General features: G+C 49.6%; 19 protein-coding genes. 17 read left to right on the top strand and 2 right to left on the bottom strand.

Annotated elements, in window-relative coordinates:
- The first annotated feature begins 16 nt into the window (after nt 1–16).
- The 9 genes from NQ502_RS07985 to NQ502_RS07945 are packed head-to-tail and all read left to right on the top strand — an operon-like array spanning nt 17 to nt 12,019.
- Nucleotides 17–1,342: a phenylacetate--CoA ligase family protein gene (locus NQ502_RS07985; RefSeq protein WP_028527655.1), complete on the top strand. Its 1,326-nt coding sequence runs from the start codon at nt 17–19 to the stop codon at nt 1,340–1,342.
- 6 nt (nt 1,343–1,348) lie between these two features.
- On the top strand, nt 1,349–2,551 hold the full coding sequence (locus NQ502_RS07980; protein ID WP_028527654.1) for a lipopolysaccharide biosynthesis protein: 1,203 nt from the start codon (nt 1,349–1,351) through the stop codon (nt 2,549–2,551).
- A 14-nt stretch (nt 2,552–2,565) separates the two neighbouring features.
- Complete coding sequence (locus NQ502_RS07975; protein WP_028527653.1) at nt 2,566–3,888, top strand: phenylacetate--CoA ligase family protein; 1,323 nt, start codon at nt 2,566–2,568, stop codon at nt 3,886–3,888.
- Nucleotides 3,889–3,903: 15 nt separating this feature from the next.
- Complete coding sequence (locus tag NQ502_RS07970) at nt 3,904–5,745, top strand: thiamine pyrophosphate-binding protein (protein ID WP_028527652.1); 1,842 nt, start codon at nt 3,904–3,906, stop codon at nt 5,743–5,745.
- A 3-nt stretch (nt 5,746–5,748) separates the two neighbouring features.
- The gene (locus NQ502_RS07965; protein WP_028527651.1) at nt 5,749–6,690 is read left to right on the top strand and encodes an NAD-dependent epimerase/dehydratase family protein; all 942 of its coding nucleotides are present in this window, start codon (nt 5,749–5,751) and stop codon (nt 6,688–6,690) included.
- Nucleotides 6,669–7,640 carry a glycosyltransferase family 2 protein gene (locus NQ502_RS07960; RefSeq protein WP_028527650.1) on the top strand — a complete coding sequence of 324 codons (972 nt, stop codon included), beginning with the start codon at nt 6,669–6,671 and terminating at the stop codon, nt 7,638–7,640. Before NQ502_RS07965 ends, NQ502_RS07960 begins: the two co-directional genes overlap by 22 nt.
- Nucleotides 7,624–9,459 carry a hypothetical protein gene (locus tag NQ502_RS07955; RefSeq protein WP_169579907.1) on the top strand — a complete coding sequence of 612 codons (1,836 nt, stop codon included), beginning with the start codon at nt 7,624–7,626 and terminating at the stop codon, nt 9,457–9,459. Before NQ502_RS07960 ends, NQ502_RS07955 begins: the two co-directional genes overlap by 17 nt.
- Nucleotides 9,460–9,504: 45 nt before the next feature.
- Nucleotides 9,505–10,008 carry a flavin reductase family protein gene (locus NQ502_RS07950; RefSeq protein ID WP_028527648.1) on the top strand — a complete coding sequence of 168 codons (504 nt, stop codon included), beginning with the start codon at nt 9,505–9,507 and terminating at the stop codon, nt 10,006–10,008.
- A 49-nt stretch (nt 10,009–10,057) separates the two neighbouring features.
- Nucleotides 10,058–12,019, top strand: a complete 1,962-nt coding sequence (locus NQ502_RS07945) for an N-acetylmuramoyl-L-alanine amidase family protein (protein ID WP_028527647.1) — start codon at nt 10,058–10,060, stop codon at nt 12,017–12,019.
- Nucleotides 12,020–12,131: 112 nt separating this feature from the next.
- On the opposite strand, the gene NQ502_RS07940 is transcribed toward NQ502_RS07945, so the two are convergent.
- Complete coding sequence (locus NQ502_RS07940) at nt 12,132–12,989, bottom strand: class I SAM-dependent methyltransferase (RefSeq protein ID WP_028527646.1); 858 nt, start codon at nt 12,987–12,989, stop codon at nt 12,132–12,134.
- A gap of 310 nt (nt 12,990–13,299) precedes the next feature.
- On the opposite strand from NQ502_RS07940, the gene NQ502_RS07935 reads away from it, so the two are divergent.
- From NQ502_RS07935 to NQ502_RS07920, 4 genes are all read left to right on the top strand, one after another.
- Nucleotides 13,300–14,592, top strand: coding sequence for a PLP-dependent aminotransferase family protein (locus tag NQ502_RS07935; protein ID WP_028527645.1), 1,293 nt, complete (start codon nt 13,300–13,302; stop codon nt 14,590–14,592).
- A 163-nt stretch (nt 14,593–14,755) separates the two neighbouring features.
- Complete coding sequence (locus tag NQ502_RS07930; protein ID WP_028527644.1) at nt 14,756–16,147, top strand: L,D-transpeptidase family protein; 1,392 nt, start codon at nt 14,756–14,758, stop codon at nt 16,145–16,147.
- Nucleotides 16,148–16,191: 44 nt separating this feature from the next.
- On the top strand, nt 16,192–17,241 hold the full coding sequence (locus tag NQ502_RS07925; RefSeq protein WP_341349389.1) for a D-alanine--D-alanine ligase: 1,050 nt from the start codon (nt 16,192–16,194) through the stop codon (nt 17,239–17,241).
- Nucleotide 17,242: 1 nt separating this feature from the next.
- Nucleotides 17,243–18,622: a UDP-N-acetylmuramoyl-tripeptide--D-alanyl-D-alanine ligase gene (locus NQ502_RS07920; protein WP_028527642.1), complete on the top strand. Its 1,380-nt coding sequence runs from the start codon at nt 17,243–17,245 to the stop codon at nt 18,620–18,622.
- Here the strand turns inward: NQ502_RS07920 and NQ502_RS07915 are convergent.
- The gene (locus NQ502_RS07915; protein WP_028527641.1) at nt 18,611–19,351 is read right to left on the bottom strand and encodes a lysophospholipid acyltransferase family protein; all 741 of its coding nucleotides are present in this window, start codon (nt 19,349–19,351) and stop codon (nt 18,611–18,613) included. The two genes, NQ502_RS07920 and NQ502_RS07915, sit on opposite strands and share 12 nt — an antisense overlap.
- A gap of 186 nt (nt 19,352–19,537) precedes the next feature.
- Between NQ502_RS07915 and NQ502_RS07910 the strand changes: the two genes are divergently transcribed.
- The 4 genes from NQ502_RS07910 to NQ502_RS07895 all read left to right on the top strand — a co-directional run bounded on the left by NQ502_RS07910 (nt 19,538) and on the right by NQ502_RS07895 (nt 23,201).
- Entirely contained in the window at nt 19,538–19,945 is a 408-nt protein-coding gene (locus NQ502_RS07910) for a protease complex subunit PrcB family protein (protein WP_028527640.1), read from the top strand.
- A gap of 67 nt (nt 19,946–20,012) precedes the next feature.
- A complete protein-coding gene (locus NQ502_RS07905; RefSeq protein WP_028527639.1) occupies nt 20,013–21,575 on the top strand; it encodes a DUF3794 and LysM peptidoglycan-binding domain-containing protein in 1,563 nt (520 codons plus the stop codon).
- Nucleotides 21,576–21,657: 82 nt separating this feature from the next.
- Complete coding sequence (gene ispE, locus NQ502_RS07900; RefSeq protein WP_028527638.1) at nt 21,658–22,530, top strand: 4-(cytidine 5'-diphospho)-2-C-methyl-D-erythritol kinase; 873 nt, start codon at nt 21,658–21,660, stop codon at nt 22,528–22,530.
- Nucleotides 22,527–23,201, top strand: coding sequence for a GntR family transcriptional regulator (locus NQ502_RS07895; RefSeq protein WP_028527637.1), 675 nt, complete (start codon nt 22,527–22,529; stop codon nt 23,199–23,201). Before ispE ends, NQ502_RS07895 begins: the two co-directional genes overlap by 4 nt.
- The last annotated feature ends 37 nt before the right edge of the window (nt 23,202–23,238 follow it).

Raw genomic sequence — 23,238 nt, 5'->3', positions numbered from 1 at the left:
TTTGGGAGGATGACGGATGTCATTTGATGAAAAATTAAGATGGTTCGGATTCTGGACGCTCGACAGGCTTCGCGGCGCTCCTGTGCGCAGATACTATGACCAGATACGCCGCGGCTTTTATGGGGGGACCTCCCTGGCGGAGACGGAACAGAAGATTCACAAACTGATCCGTCACGCCGTGCAGACGACGGAATTCTATAAGGACTATGATCCGGACAGCAGACTTTCCGACTTGCCGGTTGTAAATAAAGATACATTCCGCGATCAGTATGACGCGTTTATATCCTCGGTACATAAGGATGCGCCGGATAACCGTATCATGTGTACCAGCGGTTCCACAGGAACCCCGCTTTCCATGATTCAGAACAGGGATAAGATCCATCATAACACGGCGGGCGGCATCTTTCTGGGCGCGGCGGGCGGATACTATATCGGCATGAAGGAAGCATTTATCCGTGTGTGGGTCAGCAATGTTAAGAAAAGCAGGCTGTCACTTCTGATGGAAAATATGATCATGATGGACAGCTCCAACATGGATGACGAGGGTCTGGCAAGGATGCTTGCTGTCATCCGCAGGAAACGAGTGAAGTGCCTGGTTGGCTATTCCTCGGCGCTCGAAGAACTCAGCCGTTATATCACAAATCACGGGGTGGACACCTCGGGATTCAGGGTGAAATCGATCATCCCGATCTCGGAATCCATGGCGCCGGATTTCCGAAAAAAGCTGCAGAAGCAGTTCGGCTGCCCGGTGCGGGCCTGGTACTCCAATGAAGAAAACGGTATCATGGGTATTCAGAACAAAGAAGACGAGGGATATCAGATCGATACCGAGAGTTACTACTATGAGATTCTGAAGATGGACAGCGATGAACCCGCGGCACCCGGAGAGCTTGGGCGGATCGTGATCACGGATCTGTACAATTACGCGTTTCCGATCCTGCGGTACGATAACGGGGATACTGCGGTGGCATCAAGGAAAGTGAAAGATGGAAAATATAAGCTCTATCTGACAAAGCTTTACGGCAGACGCAGCGATCTGATCTATGACTGCGGCGGCAAGGCGCTGACTCCGTATATCATCACGAACAACATGTGGGATGTGCGCGGGGTGAAGCAGTTTCGTTTCATTCAGGAGGATCTGACGAAATATACACTGTGGCTGAACGGCGACAGGGAGCAGATGAATATCGAGGACATCACACATCGGATTTTACCGTATCTGGGGGAACAGGCAGAGCTTTCCATTGAGTTTGTGGATGAGATTCCGGTGCTGCAGTCCGGAAAGAGAAAATATATTGAAAACCGGTGTGAAACATATCAGAACCGGAAGGGAAGCAGGTAACAGGGCGTGGGAGAGACGCAGAAGAAACAGATTTTAGGAAATACGGTATATACGATGGGCGGCATGCTGTTGATGAACGGCGTGCTGCAGCTGCTGATCTATCCGCTGCTGAACCGCCATATGGGAGCGGATCAGATGGGCGGCCTTTTGTATATCATGGGGCTTGTGAGCATTCTCTGTCCGTCCGTCGGACAGTCGCTCAACACGAGCCGGCTCGTGGTCCGCAGGACATTTGCAGTCACAAACGGGGACTACGACCGATCACTGCTGCTGTTCGGGGGGATCGGCAGTGTGATTGCAGTGCTTGCATCCATCCGTTTCATGACGGGGACCGGGACGGTCATCTTAACGCTGCTTTTACTGATGCTGACGACATTTCGGTATTATGGTGACGTGGAGTACCGTCTGAACCTGAATTACCGCAGGTTTTTTGTCTATTATCTGGTGATGAGCATCGGGTATATCATCGGATTTGGACTGTACTGGCTGACGGATATATGGTTTTTCATCTTTCTTGCGGGTGAGGCTGCCAGCCTGGTCTACGTATCGGTTACCGGATCGGTGTTCCGGCAGTTTTTTACGAAGAGCGATTACTTTAAGGTTGCATGCTCGCGCGGATTTTTCCTGATGCTGTCCTATCTGATCACAAATGTGACACTGAATATGGATCGCGTGGCGCTGAAATATATGATTGGAAATGTCGCGGTTACACAGTATTATGTCGTATCCCTGATCGGGAAGACGATGGTGCTGCTGATTGCGCCCATCAACACGATCGTGATTTCTTATCTGACCAGGAGGGAGCATACGCTGCGCAGAAAGGAATTCGGCATGGCGGTGCTGGCCGGCAGCGGTGTCAGTCTCGTGTTCTTTTTATTCTGTCAGATTGCTACGCCGATCTTCGTAAGACTGCTGTATCCGGATCTGTATGAGGCGGTGCGCGGACTGGTGACGGTCGTAAACCTGACCCAGGTGCTGGGCATGTTCTCGGCGTTTTTGTTCATTCTGGTACTGACATTTACCGATGAGAAATGGCAGCTGATTCTTCAGTCGGGGCATCTGATTCTGATGACAGTTCTGGTGCTCTGTCTGACGGGACAGTACGGGATCATGGGATTTTCCTGTGCTGTACTGGCGGCAAATGTTGTGCGTGTAATTGCTGTGACGGCTCTGGGATTTGCAAAATTGTGTAAAAAACAAAAAAGATAAAAGAGGTGTAGGAAATGCAGGCTGGTGAAATTTTGCGGAGAACCGCATTCAATCTGCTCGACGCCGTAAGGGGCAGAAAGCTTGAGAAACTGAAAACAGTCAATAAACGGGAGATCGTGGACGGCATCACAGAAGAGTATGAGAAAAGACGGCTGCATACGCTGCTCGAATACGCGAAAGACAGCTCTGCGTATTACCGGGCACACTGTGCGGATGCCCAAAAACTCAGCGAATTTCCGGTGATGAATAAAGCGGATTACAACGCGCATTTTTCAGAGATTCTCTGTGACTCCTACCAGGGGGAGCAGAAGAAGACGTACCGCCTGTCCACGAGCGGATCGACCGGAGCGCCGTTTACGGTACTCTGTGACGGGGACAAGATGAACCGCATCAACATGAATTTTATTTCCTGTATGGAGCTGAATGGATTTCGGATGGGTATGAAACGCGGGGAGTTTCGTGTCTGGATCGACGGAAAGAACACCATCAGCAAGTGGAAATCCTTCAGAAACAACCTGATCATGATCGACATTTCAAACATGGGGGACGATGCGCTTGCAGATATCTGCAGGACGATCAGGAGACAGAGGATTCAGGTGCTGGTCAGCTATTCGAGTGCACTGACAGCGCTTGCCGCTTATATGAAACGGATGAATATAGATGTTTCGGGCTGGGATGTGGAGATGATCTTCTCGATGGGCGAGGCGCTGCCGGATGCCACATTTGACGCGCTGACCGATATCTTTGGCTTCCGTCCGGTGCGTTCCTATGGAAATAATGAGAATGGATTTATCGCGATCGGGCTTCCGGGACGGAATGATTACACCATAGACCTCTACAACTTTTACATCGAGATCCTGAAGCTTGACAGCGATGAGCCGGCAGAGCCCGGCGAGCTTGGCAGGATCGTGGTGACGGATTATTATAACCGGGCGTTTCCGATGATTCGCTATGATACGGGGGATACCGGGATCATGGAAGTGACGGTTGATGAGAAGGGCAGAAAGCGCGGCATTTTCAGGGAGATTTATGGGCGCCGGGGATCTCTGATGTATAATTGCAAAGGAGAACCGCTGTCGATTCACGTATTTATGAATGTGCTGATCAATCTGGAAGGGGTCGTCCATCAGGCGAAGTGTATCCAGTGGGAGAAAAAGAGGTATGAGCTGCTCCTGAATGCAGACCGGGATAAGATTGATGAAACAGCTGTGGTGGATTCTTACCGCCGCTATCTGGGCGAGGAAGCGGTCATCGATGTGACGTACGTGGATGAGATTCCCATTCAGGCCTCCGGCAAGCGTATGGTCTGTGAGAACAGGTGTCCGGATTATCAGTAAAGGGATGAGGATATTATGAAAAAGAAAGTTTCTGATTATATAGCGGATACGATTGCCGACGGCGGAGTCCGCGACGTGTTTACGGTGACGGGCGGAGGTGCGATGCATCTGAATGATTCGTTCGGGCATCATGGCAGACTTCGCTGTACGTATCATCACCATGAGCAGGCGTCGGCGATGGCCGCGGAGGCGTATGCGCGGATCGATAACCGCATGGCTGCCGTCTGCGTGACCTCCGGGCCGGGGGCCACCAATGCGATCACGGGTGTGCTGTGTGCCTGGACGGATTCGATACCGATGCTGGTGCTTTCGGGTCAGGTGCGGTATGCGACGACGGTGAGAAGCACGGGGCTTGCGCTGCGTACTATGGGTGTGCAGGAATACGACATCGTGCCGTCGGTTGCGCCGATGACGAAATATGCGGTGATGGTCACGGACGCAAAAGACATCCGCTATCATCTGGAGAGGGCGATGTATCTGGCTGTGAATGGACGGCCTGGTCCCGTATGGCTGGACCTGCCGCTGGATGTGCAGGGAGCTGTGGTGGAGACGGATGAACTGCGGGGATATGATCCGTTGGAGGATGCCGGGGAGCCGGGTGAGAAGGTGAGCCGCCGGACGGCGGAAAAGATCCTCGATAAAATCAGGCAGTCGTCCCGGCCGGTACTGTTCGTTGGAAATGGGGTCCGTCTGGCGGGTGCCATGGATGATTTTCATGAACTGGCAGGGCGGCTGGGCGTGCCGGTGGTGACCGGAATGAGCAGTGTGGATGCAATGGAGACTGCCGATCCGCTGTATGTCGGAAGAAACGGCGGGACGGGTGACCGTGCGGGCAACTTTGCCGTGCAGAACAGTGACCTGCTGCTGTCCATCGGCAGCCGGCAGAGCTTTCTGCAAACCGGTTTCCAGTATCAGAGCTGGGCGCGGAAAGCGTATACGATTTTAAATGACATTGACGGGGAAGAGCTGAAGAAACCGAACCTCCATGTGGACCTTCCGGTCGTGGCGGATGCTGCCGATCTGATTCAGATACTCCTTCAATGTTTGAAAGAAGCGGGATATACGCCGGCATCTCCGCTATTTCAGGGGACAGACTGGAAGGCGCAGTGCCGCCTGTGGAAGGAGCGCTATCCGGTGGTGACGGGGGAACACTACCGGACGCTGGAGGACGGACGCACCAATATCTATGCGTTCTACCATGAGATGACGAATCTTTTGAAGGAAGGTGCCAATCTGGTGGTCAGTGTCGGGACATCACGGGTAGCGGGGAGTCAGAGTGCGGTGATCAAGAAGGGACAGCGATTTATCACGAATCCCAATACGGCGTCCATGGGATACTGCCTGCCCGCCGCGATCGGCGTGGCGCGGGCATCCGGCGGTGAGGTGGTCTGCGTGACCGGCGAGGGAAGCCTGCAGATGAACCTGCAGGAGCTGCAGACGATCCGGCATAACAGATTTCCGATCAAATTGTTTGTGATCAACAATGAGGGGTACCACTCGATCCGCCAGACCCAGATGAGCTTCTTCGGTGAGCCGCTGGTCGGTGTGGGCGAGGAGAGCGGGGATTTGAGTTTCCCAGAACTTGCAAAGCTTGCCGCGGCGTATGGATTTCCTTACAGAAGCCTGAAAAGCAGCGGGAGCCTGAGACAGGATCTCACAGAAGTTCTCGGGCAGGAGGGCGCGGCTATCTGTGAGGTGTTTGTCACGAAGAAGCAGTATACACAGCCGAAGACAGCGTCCCGGCGGCTTGCCGACGGCAGTATGTTCTCTGCGCCGCTTGAGGATATGTACCCGTTTCTGGATCGGGAAGAGCTGAAGAAAAATATGTGGATTCCGCTCGTGGATGAAGAGGTGTAACGTATGAAACGAATTGTAGTGACGGGAGCGACCAGCATGATCGGCGTGGCACTGATTGAGACGTGTCTGGCGCATGATATTGAAGTTTATGCAGCCGTGCGCGAAGCAAGCGGCAAGCTTTCGAGGCTGCCGCAGCATGAAAAGCTGCATGTCGTGCCGTGCGAACTTGCAGATATGGGGCAGCTGCCGGGAATGATCAGCGGGGAGTGCGATACGTTTTATCATATCGCCTGGGGTCATACCGGTGCGGCAAGAAATCAAAGCGTGCGGCTGCAGAGTGATAACATCGGATATACGCTGAATGCCGTGAAGGCGGCAAAAGAGCTGGGATGCCGACGCTTTGTCGGCGCGGGTTCCCAGGCGGAGTACGGGGTGCTCGATATGGATGCGATCGGTCCGGACGCCCCGGCAAATCCCCGCACGCCGTACGGCATCAGCAAACTGGCAGCCGGAAAGCTTGCGTTTGCCTATGCCGGGGAGCTGGGAATCGAGTGTATATGGCCGAGGATCTTCAGCGTCTACGGCATTTATGACAAGGAATCGTCGATGATCGCGGGAAGTCTTGCCAAAATGATAAGCGGGGAGCAAACGGAATTTACGAAAGCGGAGCAGCGCTGGGACTACCTGTACAGCAAAGACGCCGGCAATGCATTTTATTTAATCGGGGAAAAGGGGAAAGATAAAGCGGTCTACTGCGTCGGCAGCGGTCGGGCGAGGCGGCTTTTGGAATACATTTATGCGATGCGCGATGCCGTAGATCCGGGGATTGTACCGGGGATCGGCAGGCGCGAATACCCGGCGGGTGCGGTCATGAACCTGTGTGCGGATATCCGCACGCTGACCGAAGATACCGGATTTGTGCCGGAATACTCCTTCGAGGAGGGGGTTTTGGAGACGGCAGAGTGGTTAAGGAGAATATCATCATGCAAAAGAAAATATCAGTAGTAATTCCCACGTATAATGAAGAGGAGAATGTCGGACCGCTGTCAAAGGCGATCATGGATATTCTGGAACAGCAGCTTTCCGAATATGACTACGAAATTATTTTTATCGATAATCATTCCAAAGATACGACGCGGGTAAAGCTCCGTAAGATCTGTGAGGAAAATAAAAGAGTCAAGGCGATATTTAACGCCCGTAATTTCGGTCAGATGCGCTCGCCGGTGCACGGGCTGAAGCAGGCTACCGGAGATTGTGTGATCCGCATGTGTGCGGATTTTCAGGATCCGGTGAGCATGATCGTGGATTTCGTGCGTGCCTGGGAAGAAGGACACAAGATCGTGATCGGAGTGAAGAAGTCGAGCAAGGAAAAGAAGCTGATGTACTGGATCCGTTCCTGCTATTATAAGCTGATCCGGAAAATCACGGATATCGATCACATCGAACATTTCACAGGATTCGGCCTGTATGACAAGGCATTTGTGGATGTGGTCCGGGATCTGCATGACCCGATGCCGTATCTGCGTGGAATCATCGCGGAGCTGGGTTTTGACTACGAGGCGATACCCTATACGCAGCAGAAGCGAAGGGCCGGAAAAAGTAAAAACAACTTCTACAGCCTGTATGATTATGCGATGGTTGGAATTACCTCCTACTCGAAGGTAGTGATGCGGCTGGCGACATTCCTGGGTTTCTTTGTCTCCGGGATCAGCTTTCTGGCGGGTATCTTTTATCTGATCCTTAAGATCATGTACTGGGACCGCTTTTCCGCGGGTGTTGCGCCGATGCTGATCGGTATCTTTTTCCTGGGAGCGCTGCAGCTGTTCTTTATCGGCTTCCTGGGGGAATATGTGCTGAGCATCAATACGCGGGTATTGGATCGTCCGCTTGTGGTAGAGGAAGAGCGGCTGAATTTTGATGATGAGTGTGGGGATGGAAATGAAAGAGAAGATTAAGAAGATCAATTGGATGAAAGAACTGCCGGCAGTCAGTATGCAGAAGCTTAGCAGGCTGGACTGGATCATTTCACTGCTGATTCTTGCGTTTTTGTTTGTCACTTTCTTTGAGGGCGATATCATCGTGACAGGAAACCGTTCCTTTTTGTATTACAAAGGATTTTTCCAGGATTTCTATAAGGCGAGCTATGAGCAGTCGCAGGGATTCTATGCCAATTACCTGCCCAGCACGTTTCTGGCATTTGCCATATGGAATTTCCCTCTGTATCTGCTGGGGCGCGTGCCCGGATTCATCCTTCAGGACGCGCTGCTGAACCTGATGTGGTATAAGCTGCTGCCCGTCATTCTATACTTTGTGACGTCGCATCTGATCTATAAGATCGGAATGCTGATCGGTTTTGGAGAGGAAAAGTCAAAGATCTGTAAGTTTGCATTTCTGATCTGTCCCATCGCGGTGTACAGTCAGTTTATTTTCAGCCAGTATGATATTTTTATGGTATTTTTTATGGTGCTCGGGCTGTATTATTATTTTAAGGGCGGTCTGTTCCGGTTTGCGTTGTTCCTGGGAATTGCGGCAACCTTTAAATACCAGGCGCTGGCATATTTTGCCGTACTGCTGGTGCTGAAGGAAAAGAAATTCCGGAAACTGGCACTGTACGGTCTGGTTGGGATCGCCCCGGTGCTGCTTGAGATCATACCAAATATGAGCTCCCCGTATTTTTACCGCTGTGTGCTGGGATTCCACGCGCTCAGTTTCGTGGACAATGGTTTCGAGTTCGGATATATTTCCGGAATCAGCCTGATACTGGGAATGGGAGCATTTTTAATGGTGTGGGCATATATCAAGAAGCCCGTGCTTCTGGATGAGCTGGTCTCCTGGGCGCTGTATTTTGCGACGGGGGTCAGCTTTACGATTTTTGCGTTTTCCAGGTGGAACCCACAGTGGTTTCTGGTTATGATTCCGTTTCTGGTACTCAGCATCTTCCGAAACAGGAACGGCAAGATGTTCGTGCTGATCACGAATATATTTATCGTGGCCCTCTATATCTTCAGTGTGAATCAGTGGAGCGGCATCGCAGATCAGACGATGATGAAAAGCGGGATTTTCAAATTCCTGATCGGGGAGCGGTCATTTGCCACCTCAATGGCAGACGTGTACGGCTACAGCAATTTGGTGAATCTGGGAACCTGTATCTTTGTGATACTGCTGGTGTTTTTCGTGTTCAATCATCCGAAATATCAGACCGTGCGCAAGACGGAGATCCCGGATTATATGATGAATTATCTGAGGGTCACATTTCTGGCGGGAGCCGCGGCTTTCCTGATCCCCGCGGGAATCTGTCTGGCATCCGCCGTGCGCGGAGAGGTGGTTTTTGCAGACAATACACAGGTGGAGGCGGCTGACTGCGGGACCGTCAATATCACGGACACTGCAGGCGTCCGTCAGGTGTTCACCGCGGACGGAGACGTCATAGAGAGCATCAGGGTTCGATTCGGCATGCACAACCGGATCAATGACGCGGCGATGCATATCCGCATTTTGGATCAGGAGACGCAGGAGGTGGTCTATGAGAGAGAAATGCCGACACTCGGACTCGTGAAGGAAGAGAGCATGTACCAGGTGACAGATGGAGACATCGCGGTGACAAAAGGAAAAGAGTATGTGCTGGAACTTCAGGGGTCAGACGGCCCGGACAACTGTGTGGCAACATATTATTTTGAAACAGAAGATGAAGAAACGGAACTTGCCGTGATTGACGGGGTGAAGAAGCCTGTCCAGATCATCATGGAAATCAGAGGTGTCGATTCACAGGGATAGGCTGGGAGTAATATTTAATTATTATTATAAGAAAGGGGAATTATTATGACATTTCAAAAAACAGAGGTAAAGGATATCACAAAGAATCCATTTCAGATGATCGGAGACGAGTGGATGCTCGTGACTGCCCAGAAAGAAGGGGTGGTCAACACCATGACGGCATCCTGGGGCGGAGTCGGAGTGCTCTGGGGCAAAAGTGTGGCCACAATCTACATTCGTCCGCAGCGGTACACGAAGGAATTCATAGATGCCGGTGAGATGTTTACACTGTCATTCTTCGGAGGCGGGTATAAGAAAGAGATGGGTCATATCGGCAGCGTATCCGGGCGGGATGAGGATAAGATAAAGACGGTCGGTTTCCATGTGGAGACAGTGGAAGGGCAGCCGGCATTTGCGGAGAGCAGTCTGGTGTTGGTGTGCAAAAAGCTGTATGAAGACAGCATCAAACCGGAGCTTTTCAAGGAAGCCTGGATCGATGAGAAGTGGTATCCGGATAAGGATTATCATGTGATGTATATTGCGGAGATCGTGGCGGCTTATAAAAAGTAGTTGAGTAGTTAGTTTACTATTTTATCAGGGAGAGTGGGGGAAAATACGTATGAAGAGAAAAAGTTTATGGAAACGCTGTTTGGCGGGTATTTTAAGTGGAATGCTGGTTTTTGGAAGTGTCGTAAGTGTTTTGGCTGCGGAACCTGTGGAATATATACCGCTGATGGAAGATCCGAAAGAACAGGAAGGGGAAACGACTCCTGAAGATGAGCAGACGGAGATACCGGAAGTGCCGGAGGAGGATCAGGTGACGGAACCGGAAGAGGATGCAGAAGAAGAGGAAATTCCGAAAAACGATCAGTCTGAACCGGAGGAACAGCCGATGGATGAGCCTGAAGATGTGGAAGTACCGGAGGCTGTGGAAGAGATTTTGCCCAGGGCGGCAGAGGAGGATCGAGCAAATGCTGCATCCGCTGATGCGCCTTCTACCGAGAGTTCCGGTCATTGGCAGGGATCCAGGGTATGGAAACCAGGTGTTGGAATTGTTGAAAGTTATGATTATTATATAAAAAATGGTAAAAGGGTTCTGGGTTTCCAGGAAATCGACGGAAAGACTTTTTATTTTAAAGAAACCGGAAATGATAAGACAAAGGGAATGCTGCTGACTGGCTGGCAGACGATCCGCGGAAAAACATATTATTTTCAAAAAGCAGGCGAAGCCGGTAAAAACAAAGGCCGTATGCTGACGGGGTGGCAGGATATTGGCGGCAAAAGGTATTATTTCCAGATGGGAGAAGGACTCGGCGAGCGCGGTAAACTGTATACGGGCTGGCGCACACTTGGGGGTAATACCTATTATTTCCAGATGGGCGGAAATACGGGAGCAAAAGGCCAGATGTACACGGGCTGGCGGGTGATGAACAGCAGAGTATATTATTTTCAGCGGGATAACACGTCTGGAAATATTGGCAGACTTTGTACCGGATGGCAGAACATTGGCGGAAAGGCGTATTACTTCCAGATGGGTGGAAGCGCCGGAGAACGTGGTAAAATGTATACGGGCTGGCGGGCAATGAATGGTAACCGATACTATTTCCAGGTCGGCGGCAATGTTGGGGATAAGGGTCAGTTGTACACCGGCTGGCGTACGCTGGGGGAAAACACCTGCTATTTCCAGACGACGGGTGGTGCAGGAACCAAAGGTCAGTTGTATACCGGCTGGCAGGAAATAAACAACAAAGTATATTATTTTCAAGCCGGAAATTCTGATGGAAATATTGGCAAGCTGTATACTGGATGGAGGATGATCGGCGGGCAAGTGTTTTATTTCCAGAAAACAGGCGCGAAAGGTGTTCTGGGACAGATGTGCATGGGCTGGCAGAAGATCGGAAATAAGCGCTACTACTTTATAAGAACGGGGATGACAGGCCAGAGAGGGCGTATGGCAACCGGCTGGCAGAAAATTGGAAACTACCGGTTTTATTTTGTGCAGGGCGGAAATTATGGTGTCAAAGGTGCAGCCATGACAGGATTGAAGAAGCTTTCTGACGGAACGTATTATTTTAAGACTTCTGGCGGGGATGGAGTATATGGGCGCATGCTGACGGGCTGGCAGGAGGTTAGCGGGCAAACCTATTATTTCGGACAAGATGGAAAAAAGAAACAAACAATCGAATTGAAGGGATATCTTTTTCAGCATCCGGATAAGCTTGCAAATGCATTGGGAAATATAGAAAAAAATTCGACCTCAATGGGAGGATATTATTATAATCCCGATTATTATGGAATCGATGATGGGCATATATATTTTTCTGTAGACAAAGGGTATAATTGCATTAATATGTTGTCGAATCGAGGAAGGATTAATGTTACACTTTACGGAGTATATCTGGGTGAAAGCTACAGTCAGGCGAACACAAAACTCATAAATGCCGGATGGAAACAAAATTATACGTTTGATATGAATGCGAGATTAAAAAGTATCAATTATGAGAAGGGATATGGGAGCATTAGTCTTGCTGTAACGAAGTCCGGAAACAAAGTAGATGAGTTTATCTATTATTACAATTAGGTAGAGCGTGTAAATAAGAAATGATAAAACCGCTGTAAAACAGTCAGAATATATTGCTGTTTTGCAGCGGTTTTAAAATGTTTATTTCCTGTGATAAAGATAACTGGACTATCTACCGTTCCCACCGTCCGGACGCTCCGCACGGCAGTACCAGTCCGCTGTCGGTTACCGGCAGCCCTACTTCCTGTGAGTCAACGGTGCCGCCGAATCGTTTCAATTCCGTAGCGATCATATAAGTAAGCACGGCAGGGGCCAGTCCCGTAGTATAAGAATTCACCAGGAAAAACAACGGTCTGTCGCTTAAAAGGCGTGCGCACAGCTTGATCAGCGGGTGAATTGCCTCCTCGATCTTCCAGATCTCGCCCTTTGGACCACGACCGTAGGAGGGGGGATCCATGATGATGGCATCGTAATGATTTCCGCGCCGGATTTCGCGTTCTACAAATTTAACACAGTCATCGACGATCCAACGGATAGGAGCTTCTCCGAGACCTGATGAAACAGCATTTTCCTTCGCCCAGCTGACCATCCCCTTGGATGCATCGACATGTGTGACGCTTGCTCCCGCAGCGGCAGCGGCAAGTGTGGCTCCGCCGGTATAGGCGAACAGGTTCAGGACCTTGACCGGCCGTCCGGCATTTTTGATCTTATCACTGAACCAGTCCCAGTTTGTGGCCTGTTCCGGAAAAAGGCCGGTATGTTTAAAGCTGAATGGTTTCAGGTTGAATGTCAGATCCTTATATTGAATCGTCCACTGCTTTGGCAGATGGAAAAATTCCCATTCACCGCCGCCCTTTTTGCTGCGGTGATAATGTCCGTTTTTTTTCTTCCAGCCGGGGTTGTTTTTCGGCGTATCCCAGATCACCTGGGGATCAGGCCGCACAAGGATATACTTTCCCCAGCGCTCCAGTTTTTCTCCGTCTGAGGTATCAAGCACCTCATAGTCTTTCCAGCCGTCAGCAATCCACATAGTTTGACCATCCCTTCTTTTTCGTATGGTTCGATTATAGCAGAAGAAAGAAAAATTGTCATTAAGATCCTGTTTATTGAATTCCCTTTAAAAGAAGATTGCAGGATTACCCTGCATACAGGCCTGAATTGAGAAGGAAATCCAGCGGAAATGAAGGGAACAGGGAAATAAATTGCATAATGACTGGCGAAAAGCGGAGATATTTAAGACGTTTTTAATAAAAATGAAGGATGTGCTTGACATTACGTCAATTGCCTCATAAAATAACACTTAATGAATGAAAGAGCAAAGGATAAGCGAGGAGGCGCGTATGAAAGCATATAACCAGATGAGCAGGGAGGAACTGCTCACATTAAAACAGGAACTGGAACGAAAATATGAGGACGTGAAGGGAAAAGGCCTGAAGCTGGACATGTCCAGAGGAAAACCGGCGAAGGCACAGCTTGATATCAGCAACGGCATGATGGACGTTCTGACGAGCGATTCTGATATGGTCTGCGAAGCAGGCGTTGACTGCCGTAATTACGGCGTACTGGAAGGGATTCCGGAGGCAAGGAAACTGCTGGCGGATATGTCTGAAGTGCCGGAAAAAAACATTCTGATTTACGGTAACTCCAGCCTCAGTATCATGTTTGATACGGTTGCCCGTTCCATGACAAAAGGTGTGATGGGATGCACGCCGTGGGCAAAACTGGATAAGGTTAAATTCCTGTGTCCGGTACCGGGATATGACAGACATTTCGCAGTGACAGAATACTTCGGAATTGAAATGGTAAATGTTCCGATGCTGCCGACCGGACCGGATATGGATATTGTGGAAAAGCTGGTAGCCGAGGACGAATCCGTCAAAGGTATCTGGTGTGTACCGAAATACCAGAACCCGATGGGGATCTCCTTCTCCGATGAGACTGTGAAGAGATTTGCGAATCTGAAACCGGCAGCAAAAGACTTCAGAATTTTCTGGGATAATGCATACTCCATCCATCATCTGTATGATGAGCCGGAAAATCAGGATGTGATCCTGGAACTTCTGACAGAATGTGAAAAGGCCGGAAATCCGGATATGGTATACAAATTCATTTCCACATCAAAAGTAAGTTTTCCGGGTTCCGGTATCGCGGCACTCGCTGCATCCGAGGCGAATCTGGAGGAGGCAAAAAATTACATGTTCTATCAGACGATCGGACATGATAAATTAAATCAGCTGCGTCACGTCAGATTCTTCAAAGATATTGACGGAATGCGTCAGCATATGAAGAAACATGCAGCGATCATGCGTCCGAAGTTTGAGGCGGTGATCGAGGTCCTGGAGCGTGAGCTTTCCGGGCTTCAGATCGGTTCATGGATCAGGCCGAAAGGCGGATACTTTATCTCATTCGATGCGCTGGAAGGATGTGCAAAGGCGATCGTGGCAAAAGCAAAAGAGGCCGGTCTCGTGATGACAGGCGCAGGCGCTACCTATCCATACCGCAATGATCCGAAAGACAGCAACATCCGGATCGCACCGTCTTTCCCGACTCCGGAGGAACTTTCTGTTGCTGCAGATATCTTTGTACTGAGTGTAAAACTTGTGAGCATTGATAAAATCCTGAGTGAAAAATAGCACAGAGAATCATAATGATTTAAAAAGTAAGGAGTTTTTGTGAATTCAAAAACTCCTTTTTTTAACCCTTTACCATCAATGAATTCGGTGTTACAATGATAGGGAAATTGTGACAGTTTGTCACCTGACAAGCGCAAAAAAACAGGGAAGTAAGGGAAATCAGATGAAAAATAAAAAGAGAGCCAGGAAAATCATTCTGGGCGTTTTAATCGGATATATAGCGATCATGCTGATTGGCTATCTGGGAATCGCTTTTTATTATTCGAGTCACTTTTTTGAAGGGTCAACGATCAACGGAATTGACTGCAGCAACAAAACGGTTGATGAAGTCAAGGAAAGTATTATTGAAAAGATCAACGAGTACACTTTGAAAATAGAAGAGCGCGGAGGCAAGACCGAGACGATTATGGCACCGCAGGTAAAACTGAGTTATGTGGACGACAACCGCGTAGATGAACTGATGGACGAGCAGGAACAGTATAAATGGCCGCTTTCCTTCTCCAGCAGCAAATCGTATGAGATGGCTGCGAACACGACGTTTGACGAGGCGCTGGTAGACTCCGTGATGGACGACATGAGTTGCTTTCAGGAAGAGAACATTGAAAAACCGAAGAATGCATACATGCAGGAGAATGAGACGGGATATGAAATCGTTCCGGAGGTGATGGGAAACGAGCTTGACCGTGATAAGGTGAAACAGGCGATCATCGATGCCATTAAAGCCGGAAAAACAACGATCTCGCTGGAAGAACTCGGCTGCTATATCGATCCGACGATTTACAGCGATAATGAAGCCCTGAATAGAGAAGTGGACAGCCTGAATAAAATGACGGCTGCCTCCATTACATATACCTTTGGGTCGCGGACGGAAGTTGTGGACCGCACGCTGATCAAAGGCTGGCTGGTGAGGGGAGATGATGGAACGTATTCTCTGGACACGGATCAGGTTGCGGCGTATGTAAAAGAACTCGCAATGAAATATGATACATTCGGACTCTCACATCAGTTTACGAAGCATGACGGTTCCACCATCACGCTGAAGGCAGGCGGAGATTATGGATGGTGCATCAACAAGACGGCTACGTCGGATGCGCTGGTGCAGGCGATCAACGACGGCGTCGTGGAGAGCCGTGAGCCCGTGTATCTGTATACCGCTAAGAGCCGTGAAGAGAATGATATCGGCGGCACTTATGTCGAGATCAGCATACAGGAACAGAGAATGTGGTGTTTCAAAGACGGTTCCCTGATCGTCGATACACCGGTCGTGACAGGAAATGTATCCAAGGGATATGATACTCCCGCGGGCTGTGTCTGGGCGATTGACGCCAAGAAACAGGATGCGATCCTGAAAGGTGAGGGGTATGCGTCGCCGGTTACTTTCTGGCTTCCGTTCAACGGAAATGTCGGGATTCATGATGCCGACAGATGGCGCAGTGAATACGGCGGAGACATTTATCTGACAGGCGGATCACACGGGTGCGTTAATACGCCGTATGAAAATGCAGAAAAAATATTTAATGCGGTGGAAATAGGGACGCCTGTTATCGTATATTAAAGAAAGACATATTCTTATACATAAAGGAGCTTGGTTTGGAAGATATGATGAAAGTAGTTGTATTGGCAGGAGGAATCAGCACCGAACGGGACGTATCCATAGTTTCGGGAACCATGGTCTGCAAAGCATTGCGGGAAAGAGGCCATCGAGCAGTGCTGCTGGATGTATTTATCGGGAGAGAGCCGGAAGAATCTGAGGACGCATTTCCGGCAGACTATGATCTGGAAGCAGATATCGCATATATCAAATCTTATAACGGCCGGATCGAAGATCTGAAAAAAGAAAAAAGAGATTTCTTCGGTCCCAATGTCCTGAAGCTGTGCCGCGAGGCAGATATTGTTTTTCTGGCGCTTCACGGGGAAAACGGGGAAAACGGAAAGGTACAGGGGGCGTTTGACCTGTTTAATATACGCTATACAGGAACCGGGTGTCTGGGCAGTGCACTTTCCATGGATAAAGGCCTCTCCAAAACGATTTTACAGGATGGCGGAGTACCGGTACCCGGCGGAATCGTGCTGAAAAAAGGAGAGTGCAGTACGCTGCTTGCAGATTATGATATGGAGTTCCCGGTTGTGGTGAAACCATGCTGCGGAGGATCCAGTGTCGGGGTCTTTATCGTACATGACCAGACTGCTTATGAAGATGCAGTTGCCAGCGCATTTGCCTATGAAGACGAAATTGTGGTTGAGGATTATATCTGCGGAAGGGAATTTTCTGTTGGCGTGGTAGAAGGCAAGGCGTATCCGGTCATTGAGATAGCACCGGTCGAGGGATTTTATGATTATAAAAACAAGTATTCTGCGGGGGCGGCGGTGGAGACATGTCCGGCCCAACTGACGGAAGAACAGACAAGGCGGATGCAGGCCTACGCAGAGGAGGGAAGCCGCCTGCTGATGAATGAGGGTTATTCGAGACTGGACTTCCTGATGGATGGGGAGGGGAATATCTTCTGCCTGGAGGCGAATACCCTCCCGGGAATGACTCCGACCAGCCTGCTGCCTCAGGAAGCAAAAGCAGCTGGGATTGGCTTCCCTGAGCTGTGCGAGCTTTTGATTCAGTGTTCGCTGAAAAAATATGAAAAGAGTGTGGAATAACATGAAGAATCTCACATTGAAAAATATAGCGGCGGCATGCGGCGGTGTGTATCACGGCGATGCCGCGCTTCTGGAACAATGCGTGGATAGTATTACGACAGACAGCCGGCATGCAAAGCCGGGCTGTCTGTTTGTTCCAATAGTCGGCGTACGGGCAGACGGACACGATTATATCGGGCAGGTCATGGAAAAAGGGGCATTGTGCACTCTTTCTGAGAGAGAACTGCCGGATGCCGGATTCCCGTATATCCGGGTGGGTTCCTCTTTGCAGGCGGTAAAAGACATTGCAGAATTTTATCTCGGAGAGCTCGGAATTCCGGTTGTCGGTATTTCGGGAAGCGTCGGAAAGACGAGCACGAAGGAAATGATATCAGCCGTACTTTCTCAGAGATACCGGGTGCTAAAGACGCAGGGGAATTTCAACAATGAGCTGGGACTTCCGCTGACCGTCTTCCGAATTCGGGAGGAGGATGAAATCGCAGTCCTTGAGATGGGGATCAGCGATTTCGGGGAGATGAGCAGGCTGGCAAAGATCGCCAGGCCGGATACCTGCGTACTTACCAATATTGGCTGGTGCCATCTGGAGAACCTGAAGACGAGAGACGGTATCATGAAGGCAAAGACAGAGATGTTTGAATTTATGCAGCCGGATGGTCACGTTGTCCTGAACGGTGATGATGATAAACTGGCACAGATTCGGGAGGTGAGGGGGAACGTTCCGGTCTTCTTCGGGATGGAAAAAACAGACGGTGTCTATGCGGATGAGATCGAAAACTGTGGACTGAAAGGGATCAGCTGCAGGATTCATGTGGACGAAAATCTCTCATTTATGGTCAGGATTCCCATGCCTGGTATCCATATGGTATATAATGCACTGGCAGCTGCCAGCGTCGGCAGGATCTATGGACTGACGGCAGAGGAGATCAAAAAAGGGATCGAGAGCATGGAAACTTTAAGCGGCCGTTTCCATATCATAGAGTCGGATGACTATACCATCATCGATGACTGTTACAATGCGAACCCGGTATCGATGAGGGCATCCCTTGAAGTGCTGCAGCAGGGACTGGGGAGAAAGGTCGCCGTGCTCGGAGATATGGGAGAACTGGGTGAGGATGAAGCGGCGCTTCATGAACAGGTGGGGGCCTTTGCGGGACAGTGCGATATCCAGCTTCTGATCTGCGCAGGTCCACTCTGTGAGCATCTGGCGAGGGCCGCCAGGGAGCAGAATAAAGAACTTGAAGTAGTACATGTTACAGATCTCGGAATGCTTCAGGAGGCATTGCCGGGACTGATAAAAAAAGGGGATACCCTGTTGATCAAGGCATCCCACTTCATGCAGTTTGAGAAAATTGTAAAACAACTCTCACCATCAGACTGCTGATTCGTTTTTCCTGAGCGTATCCAGAATAATATTACGGGTATATTCCCCGATATGGCGTACATCCTCTTTGGATAGTTCAGACGGAATAATCGGTTTTCCGTATTCGATGATCACATGACACGGCCGGATTTTTGGAAAATGTGCTTCCATGATTTCAGCCGTGTTGTTCATTGCGACCGGAATGACCGGGCAGTTGGTTTTGGTCGCGAGTTTGAAGCTTCCCTCATGAAACGGCAGCATATCCAGACAGCTTTCGCCCCGGCTTCTTGTTCCCTCAGGGAAGATGAAGATGGAGATTCCATTTTTGATCTTCTCAATTCCCTTCAGAATCGTCTTTAATCCTTCTTTCAAATTTTCACGATCCAGAAACAGACAATGCAGATACATCATCCAGAAATTCAGAAGAGGTGCTTTCTTCATCTCTTTTTTCGCAACGAATCCGGTCAGGTTCGGGCAGCGTGAGTACGTCAGCAGGATGTCGAAATAGCTGCGGTGATTACCGATGTAAAGCACCGCCTGATCCGCAGGTACATTTTCTTCTCCGATCACGGTGATTTTCACACCGGCAATAAAAATCATCAGGCGGAAAATGGCCTGAACGATGCGCAGCGAACTGATATCTTTGGCGCGGGTATTGAATTTGCCGATGATCCATTCGATGAGGAGAAGCGGAATGGAGAGAATCAGATAACCGACCAGGATGATGACGATGAGTATAAATCTCAGCATAACAGCCTCTTTCCAGGGACTTCTCTTTGGTAATCCCATGTTATGTGGTTATCCAGGACGGCGTATCTTCTTGCAGCGTTATTCCCGCCGTCTTGAATGGTTACGTAATATTATACAAAAAATAGAATGAACACGCAAGCTGTTTAATAAACTATATGGAACTTAAAAAAGGACAGCCGACAGCATATGAAACGATTGAAACAGGTGCTTTGGGTACTGACTCTGTCTCTCGTCATCGCGGGATGCGGAATTCGGAACATGGATTCTGAAGAAGAGACAGAGCTTTCTTATACCGTAGTAAAAACAGACGAGATACCGGCGGAAGTTCTGGAGATCATTGAAAAGCAGAAGGCACAGGAATTCCAGATGACATACCAGAGTGAGGAGTACCTCTACATCATGAAAGGGTATGGACTGCAGAATTCCGGAGGGTACAGCATCAAGGTGCTGAGTCTGGTGCAGAAAGGGGAGGGGATTGTCTGTGAGACACAGCTGGTCGGTCCGTCTACCCGGGAGGAGATGAGCAAAGAGGTATCTTATCCGTATATTGTTCTGAAGACGGAATACCGTGATCTTCCCGTTCTTTTCCGCTGACGGGCCGTCATAAAACAGTCTTTGCACGCATAGAATAAAAGAAAACTGTGTAAAGTGAGGGAGCGTATTGGAACTGATAAAAAAGAATCTGCACATGCTTCGCCAGAAAAGTGAAGCCGTCAACCAGGTTACGTTTGATGAAGATTACAATGTACCGGATGCCAAGCCGGATGTGGGACGCATGATCCAGAAAAAGGGGGAGATACAGATCGAGGAAGTCGTCGTAAGCGACGGCCAGGCCAATATCCGGGGAAATCTGAAATTTTATCTTCTGTATGTATCGGATTCGGAGAAAAAGAGAATCTACAGTCTGAGCGGAGAGCTGCCCATCGATGAGACACTGCATCTACAGGGAATCGAGAGCGGAGATAAGATATGCCTGAAGTGGGAGATTGAAGATCTGAGTCTTCATGTGATCAACAGCAGAAAGCTGAATGTCAAGGCTCTGGTGATGTTCAAAGCTTCGGTGGATGAACTTGCGCAGATCGGGCTGCCGACAGAACTAAAAGAACCTCAGGATGTATCGGTCAAGGAAAAAGGCATACAGGTGCTTGGGCTTGGTGTACATAAAAAAGATACCATGCGGTTGAAAAAGGAGATAGCGCTGGCCTCAAACAAACCGAATATTCATGAAATTCTGTGGAATGATATAGAAGTAAGAGGACTTGATATCCGTGCGGGCCAGGATCAGGTCTTTGTAAAGGGAGAGCTGTTTGTCTTTGCGCTTTATGGCGGGGATGATGACAATGATCCGCTGCAGTGGGTTGAACAGGCTGTTCCATTTTCCAAGGAAGTGGAATGTTCAGGGTGCCGTGAGGACATGATACCAAATATTGAGATCTCCATGCAGCAGACGGATGCGCAGGTGAAGCCGGATGTGGACGGCGAGGAGCGCATTTTACAGGTAGAAGCAGTGCTCGAGCTGGAGATAAAGATCTATAAAGAAGAGGAGCACACGTTGCTGCAGGATGTGTATACGCCTCATATCGACTGTGTTCCGAAGCGGATCGAGGAGGTACTTGAAAGCCTTCTCGTAAAGAATTATTCAAAATGCAGAGTGTCTGACCGCGTGGCGGCGGCGTCAACACAGGGGAAAATCCTGCAGATCTGCCACAGCGACGGTATCATCCGGCTGGATGAAATGAAAATCGTGGAAGACGGCATTCAGGTAGACGGCGTGATACAGGTCAGGATCCTCTACATCGTGAGTGACGATGACATGCCGTTCTATTCCATGGAATCCGTGCTTCCGTTTTCACATGTGGTGGAAGCGCGTAATATTAATGAAAACTGTATATACTACCTCCGAACGGACCTGGAGCAGCTTTCTACCAGCATGGCAGACAGCAATGAGATTGAGATCAAGGTTGTGCTGAATCTCAACGCACTCGTGCTCAGCTGTCAAAAAGAATCCCTGATTACGGATATTGAGGAGCGGGAGATCGACCGTACAAAGCGGAACAATATGCCGGGCATCACGTGTTACCTGGTTCAGAGCGGAGATACGCTGTGGGATATCGCCAAGAACTTTTTTACGACGATCGATGAGATTAAAAGCCTGAACCAGCTGGAAACCGACGAAATCATGCCTCAGGATACGTTAATACTGGTAAAAAAAGTCGAAGATTAAGATATCGGTTGACGAAAGTCAGGAGTATAGCCTATACTGTATACAAAATACAAGAGAAAAACACAAGATATTGGGAGAAACTATGCGTTTAAGAGCTTTGGCAAAGATTAATCTGGGACTTGATGTAGTCCGTAAGAGGGAGGATGGGTATCATGAAGTGCGGATGATCATGCAGACAATTAAAATGTATGATCAGCTGGACATGCAGAAAATAAAGCAGCCGGGTATACGGCTGCAGACGAACCTGCCTTATCTTCCGGTCAACGAAAATAATCTGGTGTATAAGGCATCAAAGCTTTTGATGGATGAATTTGGTATCCGGGAAGGGCTGACCATTGATCTGAAAAAAGTAATACCGGTTGCTGCGGGAATGGCCGGGGGGAGTTCGGATGCAGCAGCGGCTATGATGGGAGTTAACAAAATATTTGGCCTTGGACTGTCCAGACGGGACCTGATGCAGAGGGCAACGGCAATCGGAGCGGATGTGCCCTACTGTATATTGAGGGGAACGGCGCTTGCGGAGGGGATCGGGGAAAGGCTGACGGAACTTTCGCCCATGCCGCAGGGCTATGTCCTGATCGGAAAGCCCGGGGTCAGTGTGTCTACCAAATTTGTCTATGGAAATCTGAATGCGGCAGGTCTTGCCAGTCATCCGGATATCGACGGGATGATCGCCGCGCTTGAAGCTCGGGATTTTTACGGTGTTGCCAGCCGTCTGGAAAATGTGCTGGAGAACGTGACGATACCGGCATATCCTGTAATAGCAGATATCAAACAGAAGATGAGAGACTGGGGCGCTGTCAATGCTCTCATGAGCGGCAGCGGCCCGACGGTGTTCGGACTGTTTGACGACAGGGAAAAAGCGGAGTATGCACACACACGTCTGAAGAAGAGCAGACTGGTCCGGCAGAGCTTTTTGACGACGTTTTACAACAACGGAGGAAGACACGAATGACGAGTGATTTTCATGTGAGCATGAATGAATATCTGCCCCTTCGCGACGTCGTATTCAATACGCTGCGGGATGCGATACTGCACGGAGAACTGCTGCCGGGTGAACGTCTGATGGAAATCACGCTGGCGAACCGTCTCGGGGTCAGCAGGACGCCGGTCAGAGAGGCGATTCGGAAGCTGGAGCTGGAGGGGCTTGTCATCATGGTGCCGCGCAAAGGGGCACAGGTGGCACAGATTACGGAAAAAGACCTGAATGATGTGCTGGAGGTCCGCCTGGGACTGGAGGAGCTGGCGATGCAGTTTGCCTGTGAGCGTATCGGTGAGCCGCAGCTGGAGCAGATCCGGGAGGCGGCGCTGGAGTTCGAGCAGGTGATGGAAAGTGACGATATCACGGCGCTGGCGCAGGCAGATGTGAAATTCCATGAACTGATCTATGAGGCGACAAAAAATAGGCGTCTGATACAGATCATCAACAACCTCAGGGAACAGATGTACCGTTACCGGATCGAATATCTGAAAGACAGCAATGCCCGCCGCACGCTGGTGAAGGAGCACAGGGAAATCTATGAAGCCCTGAAAGAAAGAGATCATAAGAAGGCCAATGACTGCATGCGGGATCATATTGAGAACCAGCAGAAGGCGATCATAAAAAGTCTGCATGAGAGTGAATAAAATAAGCAGTAACGTATATCCTAAAAGAGGTGCCAAA

Origin of the sequence: Ruminococcus gauvreauii (assembly GCF_025151995.1) — a bacterium.
GTDB lineage: Bacteria > Bacillota > Clostridia > Lachnospirales > Lachnospiraceae > Ruminococcus_G > Ruminococcus_G gauvreauii.
Note: the sequence above shows the minus strand (reverse complement) of the source record. Positions and strands in the feature narration are given on the sequence as shown.